8 protein-coding genes are annotated in these 9,917 nt (G+C 60.4%); 4 read left to right on the top strand and 4 right to left on the bottom strand.

Translation table 11 applies throughout. From position 1 onward, the window contains the following. Nucleotides 1–151 precede the first annotated feature (151 nt). Together eat and exaC are read right to left on the bottom strand one after the other, a co-directional pair. On the bottom strand, nt 152–1,522 hold the full coding sequence (eat, locus tag PMI37_RS18640; RefSeq protein ID WP_008083672.1) for an ethanolamine permease: 1,371 nt from the start codon (nt 1,520–1,522) through the stop codon (nt 152–154). Nucleotides 1,523–1,828: 306 nt separating this feature from the next. Continuing rightward, nucleotides 1,829–3,349 (bottom strand): acetaldehyde dehydrogenase ExaC, encoded by a 1,521-nt coding sequence (gene exaC, locus PMI37_RS18635; protein WP_008083670.1) that lies wholly within the window; start codon nt 3,347–3,349, stop codon nt 1,829–1,831. A gap of 380 nt (nt 3,350–3,729) precedes the next feature. Here exaC and PMI37_RS18630 point away from each other — a divergent pair, with 380 nt between their 5' ends. The 4 genes from PMI37_RS18630 to PMI37_RS18615 all read left to right on the top strand — a co-directional run bounded on the left by PMI37_RS18630 (nt 3,730) and on the right by PMI37_RS18615 (nt 8,103). After that, a complete protein-coding gene (locus PMI37_RS18630) occupies nt 3,730–5,640 on the top strand; it encodes a sigma-54-dependent Fis family transcriptional regulator (protein WP_008083668.1) in 1,911 nt (636 codons plus the stop codon). 192 nt (nt 5,641–5,832) lie between these two features. Further along, nucleotides 5,833–7,182: a UDP-N-acetylmuramate:L-alanyl-gamma-D-glutamyl-meso-diaminopimelate ligase gene (gene mpl / locus PMI37_RS18625; protein WP_008083666.1), complete on the top strand. Its 1,350-nt coding sequence runs from the start codon at nt 5,833–5,835 to the stop codon at nt 7,180–7,182. Next, nucleotides 7,179–7,826, top strand: a complete 648-nt coding sequence (gene ubiX / locus PMI37_RS18620) for a flavin prenyltransferase UbiX (RefSeq protein ID WP_007909567.1) — start codon at nt 7,179–7,181, stop codon at nt 7,824–7,826. The genes mpl and ubiX overlap by 4 nt, the downstream gene beginning before the upstream one ends. Next, on the top strand, nt 7,819–8,103 hold the full coding sequence (locus PMI37_RS18615) for a YceK/YidQ family lipoprotein (RefSeq protein ID WP_008083664.1): 285 nt from the start codon (nt 7,819–7,821) through the stop codon (nt 8,101–8,103). Before ubiX ends, PMI37_RS18615 begins: the two co-directional genes overlap by 8 nt. A 130-nt stretch (nt 8,104–8,233) precedes the next feature. Here PMI37_RS18615 and PMI37_RS18610 read toward each other — a convergent pair whose 3' ends face one another. Together PMI37_RS18610 and PMI37_RS18605 are read right to left on the bottom strand one after the other, a co-directional pair. Further along, entirely contained in the window at nt 8,234–8,875 is a 642-nt protein-coding gene (locus PMI37_RS18610) for an oxidoreductase (RefSeq protein WP_008083662.1), read from the bottom strand. A 27-nt stretch (nt 8,876–8,902) separates the two neighbouring features. Beyond that, the coding region (locus PMI37_RS18605) for a C13 family peptidase (RefSeq protein WP_008083659.1) at nt 8,903–9,917 on the bottom strand (1,015 nt) is incomplete at its 5' end.

Genomic DNA, 9,917 nt, shown 5'->3' with positions numbered 1-9,917 from the left:
TCCTTGATACCCCCCTGTAGGACCTGCCGCAGGCTGCGATCTTTTGACCTTGATCTTCTTAACAGCAAAATCAAAAGATCGCAGCCTTCGGCAGCTCCTACAGGGTTCCAGCACAGTGCCTGGATGGGCGCTGTGCACTTTTATATGGCAGTCAGATACCTTCGAGCATAGCGTCTGCCGGCGCATCGGCGCGTTGCTTGGCGGTCAGTTGGAAATACAAGTAACCGGCGGCCATGAAACCGAGGAATACACAGCCGATCAGCGTGTTGAACCACGCCATCGCCACCAGACACACCACCGCCAGAAACAGCGCGATCGCCGGCACCACCGGATAGCCCGGCGCGCGGAAGGTGCGTTCCAGGTTCGGCTCGGTTTTGCGCAGTTTGAACAGGCTGAGCATGCTGATGATGTACATCACGATGGCGCCGAACACCGACATGGTGATCATCGCCGCCGTCAGGGTCATGCCTTGCAGATTGACCAGACCGTCGCTGTAGATTGCCGCAATGCCGATCACTCCACCGGCCAGAATCGCCCGGTGCGGGGTCTGGAAGCGCGAGAGTTTCGCCAGCCCCTTAGGCAGATAACCTGCGCGGGCGAGGGCGAAGAACTGACGCGAGTAACCGAGGATGATCCCGTGGAAACTCGCCACCAACCCGAACAGGCCGATCCACACCAGCATGTGCATCCACGTCGAGTTATTGCCGACCACGGCTTTCATCGCCTGCGGCAGCGGATCGTTGATGTTCGACAGCTGACGCCAGTCGCCAACGCCGCCAGCCATGACCATCACGCCGATGGCCAGAAACACCAGGGTCAGAATGCCGCTGACATAAGCTTTGGGAATCGTGCGTTTCGGGTCTTTGGCTTCTTCGGCCGCCATGGCCGCGCCTTCGATGGCGAGGAAGAACCAGATCGCAAAGGGTATCGCGGCAAAAATGCCCGGGATTGAGGCCACGGTGAACTCATTGGAGCCCGACCAGCCATTCAGTACGAAATTGCTGAAGCTGAAACCTGGCGCAACCACGCCCATGAACACCAGCAGCTCGGCGACGGCGAGCACAGTGACCACCAGTTCGAAAGTCGCGGCGATGCTGACGCCGAGGATGTTCAAGGTCATGAAGACGAAATACGCGCCGACGGCGGCGATCTTCGGATCAAGCTCCGGATACTGCACATTTAGGTAAGCGCCGATGGCCATGGCAATGGCCGGTGGCGCGAAGACGAACTCGATCAGCGTGGCGATGCCGGCGATCAATCCGCCTTTCTCGCCGAACGCCCGACGGCTGTAGGCAAATGGCCCGCCGGCGTGTGGGATGGCGGTGGTCAATTCGGTAAAGCTAAAGATGAAGCAGGTGTACATCGTCGCGACCATCAACGCCGTGACCAGAAAACCCAGAGTGCCGGCGGTGCCCCAGCCGTAACTCCAGCCGAAGTACTCGCCGGAAATCACCAGGCCGACGGCAATGCCCCAGAGGTGCAGAGTGCCGAGTGTGGGTTTGAGCTGTGTGGTTGAAGTCATAAGTCCTCGCTGTCTTTTTTATTGTTCGATTTTTTGGACTTGCGGGTGTGGCGGTTGGGTGGATGGGTGCTGTTCACGCAGCGACAATTTCAGTGCAAAACCTGAATGACGGGTACGCAAGGGCCGTGCCAGAGCGGCCAGACCTTTTGTGTTGTGTCATTCAGGATGCCATCGCTGGCAAGCCAGCTCCCACAGGGATCTCTGCCGATCTCAATAATGGGGACACCACCGAAACCTGTGGGAGCTGGCTTGCCAGCGATGACATTTGAACGGGCGACACAGGAATATCCGTGTCGCCCTCAGGTTTTAGAAGAAGCCCAACGGATTGATGTCGTAGCTCACCAGCAGGTTTTTCGTTTGCTGATAGTGATCGAGCATCATCTTGTGCGTCTCACGTCCCACGCCGGACTTCTTGTAACCGCCAAACGCAGCATGCGCCGGGTACAGGTGGTAGCAGTTGGTCCACACGCGACCGGCCTTGATCGCACGGCCCATGCGGTAGGCGCGGTTGATGTCGCGGGTCCACAGGCCGGCGCCGAGGCCGAACTCGGTGTCGTTGGCGATCGCTAGCGCTTCGGCTTCATCCTTGAACGTGGTGATACTCACCACCGGCCCGAAGATTTCTTCCTGGAACACGCGCATTTTGTTGGTGCCCTTGAGCAGGGTCGGCTGGATGTAATAGCCGGTCGACAGATTGCCCTCGAGTTTTTCCACCTTGCCGCCGGTCAACAGCTCGGCGCCTTCGCCCTTGGCGATTTCCAGGTACGAAAGGATTTTGTCGAATTGCTGCTCGGACGCCTGCGCGCCGACCATGGTGTCGGTGTCCAGCGGATCGCCACGTTTGATTTGCAGGACTTTCTTCATGACGACGGCCATGAACTCGTCGTAGATCGATTCCTGTACCAGTGCGCGCGATGGGCAAGTGCAGACTTCGCCCTGGTTGAAGAACGCCAGCACCAGACCTTCAGCGGCTTTCTCAATGAAGGTCGGCTCGGCCTGCATGATGTCTTCGAAGAAGATGTTCGGCGATTTGCCGCCCAGCTCTACGGTAGACGGAATGATGTTCTCGGCCGCACATTTCATGATGTGCGAGCCCACCGGGGTCGAGCCGGTGAAGGCGATCTTGGCGATGCGTTTGCTGGTGGCCAGTGCTTCGCCGGCTTCTTTGCCATAGCCCTGAACAATGTTCAGCACGCCCGGCGGCAGCAGATCGCCGATCAGTTCCAGCAACACGGTGATGCCCAGCGGAGTTTGCTCGGCAGGCTTGAGTACCACGCAGTTACCGGCGGCCAGCGCTGGTGCGAGTTTCCACGCGGCCATCAGGATCGGGAAGTTCCACGGGATGATCTGCCCGACCACGCCCAGCGGTTCATGAATGTGATACGCCACGGTGTTGCCGTCGATTTCGGCAGCGCTGCCTTCCTGGGCGCGCAGGCAACCAGCGAAGTAGCGGAAATGGTCGGCAGCCAGCGGGATGTCGGCGTTGAGGGTTTCGCGGATGGCTTTGCCGTTGTCCCAGGTTTCGGTGATCGCCAGCAGTTCGAGGTTCTGTTCGATGCGGTCGGCGATTTTCAGCAGGATCAGCGAGCGCGCCTGCACGGAGGTGGAACCCCACGCATCGGCAGCGGCGTGAGCAGCGTCCAGTGCCTTGTCGATGTCTTCGGCAGTGGAACGCGGGAATTCGGCAATCGGTTGGCCATTCACTGGCGAGGTGTTGGTGAAGTACTGACCTTTGACAGGTGCGACGAACTCGCCGCCGATGTAGTTACCGTACTTGCTCTTGAACGAGACTTTGGCGCCTTCAGTACCGGGGTGAGCGTAACGCATGATGATGTTCTCCTTGGCTTTGTACTTATTAGAGAAACGCGCAAGTGCGCTTGCTATAAGCGTAGAGCAAAGGTCGGGCCACTGCCGTGCAGGTCAGGCAAATCAAGGTGTTGCGTGGTTTTTGTCGGACGAGCGGATTGCCCCTGTGACGGTATCGGTACAGGTGGGGTGACAGTTTGTACCGCTTTTGGCACAGCGTGTGACCGGGCAGTCTTGCCAGCATTGCAATGGTGCTTGAGCTGGAGGATGCTCAGCCAACAGCAACCCCTGTAGGAGCTGCCGAAGGCTGCGATCTTTTGATCTTGATCTTCAAAAATACAAGATCAAAAGATCGCAGCCTGCGGCAGCTCCTACACGGGGAATATGGAGAACAATAAGAAATGCACGACAATCATTTGAGTCGCCATGCCCAGCAGGTTCTCACCGTCAGCCAGGGCAAGCCGCACTTGCACGGACCCGGTGCTGATCCTTCGATTGCCCGGTCGTGGCTGCGCTGTCTTGAGGACTATCATCTCGACCCGGCGCTGAGCATGGCGCCGACCGTGCTCGAACATGGCCGCGTCCTCGAAAGCCGCGAACGTCTGCAACAAGTGCTGCAGATCGCCGGCAATGAAATGAGCAGCCTCCATCAACAACTTTCCGGCGCCGGCCACGCAGTGCTGCTGACCGATGCGCGCGGGGTGATCCTCAACTGCGTCACCGCGCCCGCCGAACGCAAGATTTTCGAACGCGCCGGCCTCTGGCTCGGGGCGGACTGGAGCGAGGCCTGCGAAGGCACCAACGGCATCGGCACCTGCCTGGTCGAACGTCAGGCGCTGACCATTCATCAGGACGAACACTTTCGCGGGCGCCACACCGGGTTGACCTGTTCGGCGAGCCCGGTGTTCGACCCGCATGGTGAATTGCTCGCGGTACTCGACGTGTCCTCGGCCCGCCACGATGTCTCGCGGCAGAGCCAGTTCCACACCATGGCGCTGGTCAATCTGTCGGCGAAGATGATTGAGAGCTGCTATTTCCTGCGCTGTTTCGATAACCAATGGTTGCTGCGTTTCCACTTGCAGGCCGAGTCTGTCGGGTTGTTCAGCGAAGGTTTGCTGGCGTTTGACGGCGAAGGACGGATCAGCGCGGTTAATCAGAGTGCGCTGAACCTGCTCGGGCATATTCGCGGCGGGCTATTGGGGAAACCTGTCGAGGCGTTCTTCGATTGTTCGCTGGATGAGTTGCTCGGACGCGCCAGCGCGAATGCCAGCGCCAGTTGGCCGTTGCGCACCCGTGATGGTCGCCATCTGTTTGCCGTGCTGCGCGGTGAGTCGCGTAAAACGGCGCCGAGCATGCCCGCGCCAATGGTGGCTGAGGCTCCCCGGCTGTCGGGCATCTGTCTCGGTGATGAGGCGTTGCAGGCGGACTTCCGCAAATCGCTGCGTGTTTTTGAACGCGATGTGCCGCTGCTGATCAACGGCGAAACCGGCTCCGGCAAAGAAGCTTTCGCCAAGGCCGTGCATCAGGCCAGTCAGCGTTCGAGTAAAGCCTTCGTCGCCCTCAACTGCGCGGCGATCCCGGAGAGCTTGATCGAGAGCGAACTGTTCGGGTATCGCGGCGGCAGTTTCACCGGCGCACGCAAGGACGGCATGCGCGGCAAGTTGCAGCAGGCCGATGGCGGTACGTTGTTTCTTGATGAAATCGGCGACATGCCGTTGGCTTTGCAGACGCGCTTGTTGCGGGTGCTGGAGGATCGGCAAGTGGTGCCGATCGGCGGTGAGCCGGAGTCGGTCAACGTGCGGATCATCAGTGCCACGCACCGCAATCTGCTGGAGCGGGTTGCCGACGGCAGCTTCCGTGAGGATCTGTATTACCGCTTGAATGGGCTGGAAGTGGCGTTGCCGGCCTTGCGCGAGCGCAGTGATAAATCGCAGTTGCTGGATTTTCTACTGGCCGAAGAGGCGGGCGGCGATACGATCATCATCGAAGAGTCGGCGCGTCAGGCGCTGCTGGCGTTCAACTGGCCGGGGAACGTGCGGCAGTTGCGCAATGTGCTGCGCACTTTGGCGGCATTGTGTGATGAAGGGCGGATCGGCATCGAGGATTTACCGGCGATGATTCGGCAGGTGCGCCCGGCAGCGGTGGAATCCATTCCCTGCGAGCAACCGCTCGAGGATGCCGAACGATTGGCGTTGCTCAATACATTGGAGCGCACGCGCTGGCACATGACCCACACCGCTGAGCAACTTGGCGTGAGCCGCAACACCCTCTACAGAAAGCTGCGCAAACACGGTATCGCCCGAACTGCCTGAATCCCCCCGTAGGAGCTGCGGCACGCTGCGATCTTTTGATCTTGTTTTTTTTAAGGTCAAAAGATCGCAGCCTCGTTGCACTCGTCAGCTCCTACAGTCCTACAGGTGGAGCTGGTGGGGGCGGTGATCAGCTAAAGAGTGCGATTTCCCCCTCCCTACGCTAACCTGCGGCCATGTTTTACGAGGTCGACTATGCACATTCATATTCTGGGTATTTGCGGGACTTTCATGGGCTCGATGGCGGTGTTGGCCAAAGAGTTGGGCCATCACGTGACCGGCTCCGACGCCAACGTCTATCCGCCAATGAGCACGCAGCTTGAAGCCCAAGGCATTCAACTGACGCAAGGCTACGACCCGGCGCAGCTCGATCCGGCACCGGATCTGGTGGTGATCGGCAATGCCATGTCGCGCGGCAATCCGGCGGTGGAATATGTGCTGAACAAAGGCCTGCCGTACGTCTCCGGCCCGCAGTGGCTGGCCGACCACGTGCTGCAAGGTCGCTGGGTGCTGGCGGTTGCCGGCACTCACGGCAAAACCACCACCAGCAGCATGCTCGCCTGGGTGCTGGAACATGCTGGCATGAGCCCGGGCTTCCTGATTGGTGGCGTTCCGCAGAATTTCTCGGTGTCGGCGCGACTGGGCGGTACGCCGTTCTTCGTGATCGAGGCCGACGAATACGACAGCGCCTTCTTCGACAAACGCTCGAAGTTCGTTCACTACCGCCCGCGCACCGCGATCCTCAATAACCTTGAGTTCGATCACGCTGACATCTTCCCGGATCTGCCGGCGATCGAGCGGCAATTCCATCACTTGGTACGCACCATTCCGAGCGAAGGCCTGGTCATCCATCCGACCACCGAGCCGGCCTTGCAGCGTGTGATCGAAATGGGCTGCTGGACTCCGGTGCAAACCACCGGTGCCGGCGGTCAGTGGCAGGTCAAACTGCTGAGCGAAGACGGCTCGGCGTTCGAAGTGATGTTCGAAGGCGTGTCGCAAGGCACCGTCGAGTGGGAGCTGACCGGTCAGCACAACGTTGCCAACGCCTTGGCAGCGTTGGCAGCGGCGCGGCATGTTGGCGTGGTGCCATCGATGGGTATCGCCGGGTTGAGCGCGTTCAAGAACGTCAAACGCCGGATGGAGAAAGTCGCCGAAGTGCGCGGCATCACCATTTACGACGACTTCGCCCACCACCCGACCGCCATTGCCACCACCCTCGATGGCCTGCGCAAACGCATCGGCGACGCGCCGCTGATCGCGATCATCGAACCGCGCTCCAACTCGATGAAGCTCGGCGCCCACCGTGACGGCTTGCCGGCCAGCGTGGTCGATGCCGATCAGGTGATCTGGTACGCCCCGGCCAACCTGGGCTGGGATCTGGCCGGCACTGCCGCGTTGTGCACGGTGCCGTCGATTGTCAGCGATTCACTGGAAGGCATCATCGAACGCGTGAAGAGCCAGGCCCAGCCCGGCACTCACGTGGTGATCATGAGCAACGGCGGCTTCGGCGGCCTGCACGGCAAACTCGCCGAGGCGCTGCAATGAACACTCGTTTTGAGAGCAATGGCCCGGAACGCATCACGCTGGCGATGACCGGTGCGTCCGGCGCGCAGTATGGTTTGCGCCTGCTGGATTGTCTGGTGCGCGAAGATCGCGAAGTGCACTTTCTGATCTCCAAGGCTGCGCAATTGGTTATGGCCACTGAGACCGATGTGACCCTGCCGCCCAAACCGCAGATGATGCAGGCGTTCCTCACCGAATACACCGGGGCTGCCGCCGGGCAGATCCGCGTGTACGGCAAGGAAGACTGGATGTCGCCGGTGGCTTCGGGCTCCGGCGCACCGGCGGCGATGGTCGTGGTGCCATGTTCCACCGGAACGTTGTCGGCGATTGCCACGGGCGCTTGCAACAACCTGATCGAACGCGCTGCTGATGTGACGTTGAAGGAGCGCCGCCAGTTGATTCTGGTGCCGCGTGAAGCGCCGTATTCGAGCATTCATCTCGAACACATGCTCAAGCTGTCGAACATGGGCGTGACCATTCTGCCGGCGTCGCCGGGTTTCTATCACCAGCCGCAGACCATCGATGATTTGATCGATTTCGTCGTGGCGCGGATTCTCAATCTGCTGGGCATTCCGCAGGACATGCTGCCGCGTTGGGGTGAGCATCACTTGAGCAGCGATGAATAAGCTGCTGGTCATCGGGCTGGCGTTGTTGCTGAACGGGTGCGCCACGGCGCGCACGTTGGACGCGGCCAAGCCGGGGGCGCCAGTGGTGTACTCCGGGACGCGGCTGGACTTGTATGCGCTGAATGGCGGGTGCTGCGCGATGGATCGTTTCGGGGCTGCGGCGCCGAGCTATCCGGGGGTGGATCTGCCGGGCAGTGCGTTGTTGGATACGCTGTTGTTGCCGTTGTCGCTTCTTACCGTGATCGGCGTGAGTTTTCAGGCAACAGGCGGATTGTAGAAGCGCACTGAACCCCTTGTGGCGAGGGGATTTATCCCCGATCGGCTGCGCAGCAGTCGTCGCTTTTAAGATTCTGGGGGGCGCTGTGCACCCCATCGGGGATAAATCCCCTCACCACAAAGTCCTGGAACTATTTGCCGAGTTTGCGCAAATCATCCGACTCGATCACCCGCACCCCATCCTGCTCTTCCAGCGCCAATCGCCACATCGCCCGCGCCAGTTGGCACGCCTCGATACCGCGATACTTGCCCGGAATCAGCTTCGACAACGGCCCGGCCAACTGCTCGGCCAGACGTGGCTCCGTGCGTTCACCCAACAACAGTGAAGGTCGGCAAATGGTCAGCTGCGGCCAATCCTGCGCGCGCAAGGCCTGCTCCATTTCGCCTTTGACCCGGTTGTAGAAAACCGACGACTTCGGATCGGCGCCAATCGCGCTGATGACAATCAGATGCCGCGCGCCCATCTCCCGTGCACGCTTGGCGAACGCCACGACCATGTCCAGATCGACCGCGCGAAACGCCGCTTCGGAACCGGCCTGTTTGATTGTGGTGCCGAGGCAGCAATAGGCGATATCGACCCGGCCGCTGAGCTGCGGCAGGAACACCTGCGGATCGCCGACCGGGTTCTCCAGGTGCGGATGTTCCGCCAATGGCCGACGCGAAGGGGCGAGCACGCGAGAAATCGTTGGCTCGTTGAGCAAACGGTCGAGTAGATGTTCACCGGTCAAACCGGTGGCTCCGGCAAGCAATACGTGCTGAGGCGTCAAGTACATAGTGTCTCTCCCTTGATACTGTTCAGCTTAGTTGCTCTTTATCGCTCCGTCGTTCAATGCAGCACTTTGCAAAGCTTTTCTTGCTTGCTGTTTACGCAGCAGTTGCCAGTGCGCCAACACGGTTTTCGGCGCCCAGATCTGCGGCTCCGAGGCTTCGAAATTGTCCGCCAGTTCGCGTTCGGCGACGGTGGCCTTGGCCAGTTTGAAGGCTTGCTCCAGATCATCGGTCTGGTTCAGCGCCTGGGCGAACAGCGCGTCGCCGAAGTAGGTGAAGTTGGCTTCTTCCGAGCAGCCGAAGGACACGCGATCGGCGCGCGAGGCGGTCATGATCAGCGTGCGTTCGTCTTTCAGTGCCGGGATAAAACCACCGGAGTAGCAGGATGAAATGACGATGATCTTGTCACGGTTTTTCAGCGGCGCGAGCACAGCAGCGAGTTCGTCGGCGGGCAGGTCGGCCAGCTCCATGCGCGGCTGGTCGAGGACCAGTTCATGTTCGGCGGTGCCGTGGCTGGTCAGGTAGATGAACAGCAAATCTTCCGGGCCGCTGCGTTCAGCGAGGGTTTGCGCGGCGCGGCGCAGGTTCTCGCGGGTGGCCATCGGCCGGTCGCCGAGGTGGTCGCGGTGGTTGACCAGACGGATCTGGCCGTAGGCGCCGAAGCGCGTATTGAGCATGTTGGCGACATAATCGGATTCGCGCAGGAACACACTCTGCTTGCCGTCACCGCCGAGGGTCAGCGTGTACAGCTCGACCGCCGGGGTCGAGGCGGGAATGGCGGCCAAGGCGTCTTCGAGCAGGCGGCCCTGAGCAAGCAAACCGAGCTCAAGTGTATCGGGCAGCAACTTGCCATCGGCATCGCGCACGCGCTGGCCGTTGATCCAGGTGCCGCTCATGACGCTGCCATCGGTGAGCACTAAAGTGCCGCGCCCCGAGTAACTGTCGTTGTCGAAACCGCCGATGTAGAAACTGCCATCAGACAGATTCAAACGGCCCGGCCCACTGAAACGCCAGTCGCTGAACGAGCCGATGTAGTGGCTGGGGGGG

It is taken from the genome of Pseudomonas sp. GM80 (assembly GCF_000282515.1).
In the GTDB taxonomy this organism is placed as follows: domain Bacteria; phylum Pseudomonadota; class Gammaproteobacteria; order Pseudomonadales; family Pseudomonadaceae; genus Aquipseudomonas.
The sequence above is the reverse complement of the archived record's forward strand: the minus strand, read 5'-3'. Positions and strand labels throughout refer to the sequence as shown.

Bases quoted from the DNA above. Each gene is read 5' to 3' on its own strand.
- eat (WP_008083672.1), bottom strand. From the start codon at position 1,522: ATGACTTCAACCACACAGCTCAAACCCACACTCGGCACTCTGCACCTC.
- exaC (WP_008083670.1), bottom strand. From the start codon at position 3,349: ATGCGTTACGCTCACCCCGGTACTGAAGGCGCCAAAGTCTCGTTCAAG.
- PMI37_RS18630 (WP_008083668.1), top strand. From the start codon at position 3,730: ATGCACGACAATCATTTGAGTCGCCATGCCCAGCAGGTTCTCACCGTC.
- mpl (WP_008083666.1), top strand. From the start codon at position 5,833: ATGCACATTCATATTCTGGGTATTTGCGGGACTTTCATGGGCTCGATG.
- ubiX (WP_007909567.1), top strand. From the start codon at position 7,179: ATGAACACTCGTTTTGAGAGCAATGGCCCGGAACGCATCACGCTGGCG.
- PMI37_RS18615 (WP_008083664.1), top strand. From the start codon at position 7,819: ATGAATAAGCTGCTGGTCATCGGGCTGGCGTTGTTGCTGAACGGGTGC.
- PMI37_RS18610 (WP_008083662.1), bottom strand. From the start codon at position 8,875: ATGTACTTGACGCCTCAGCACGTATTGCTTGCCGGAGCCACCGGTTTG.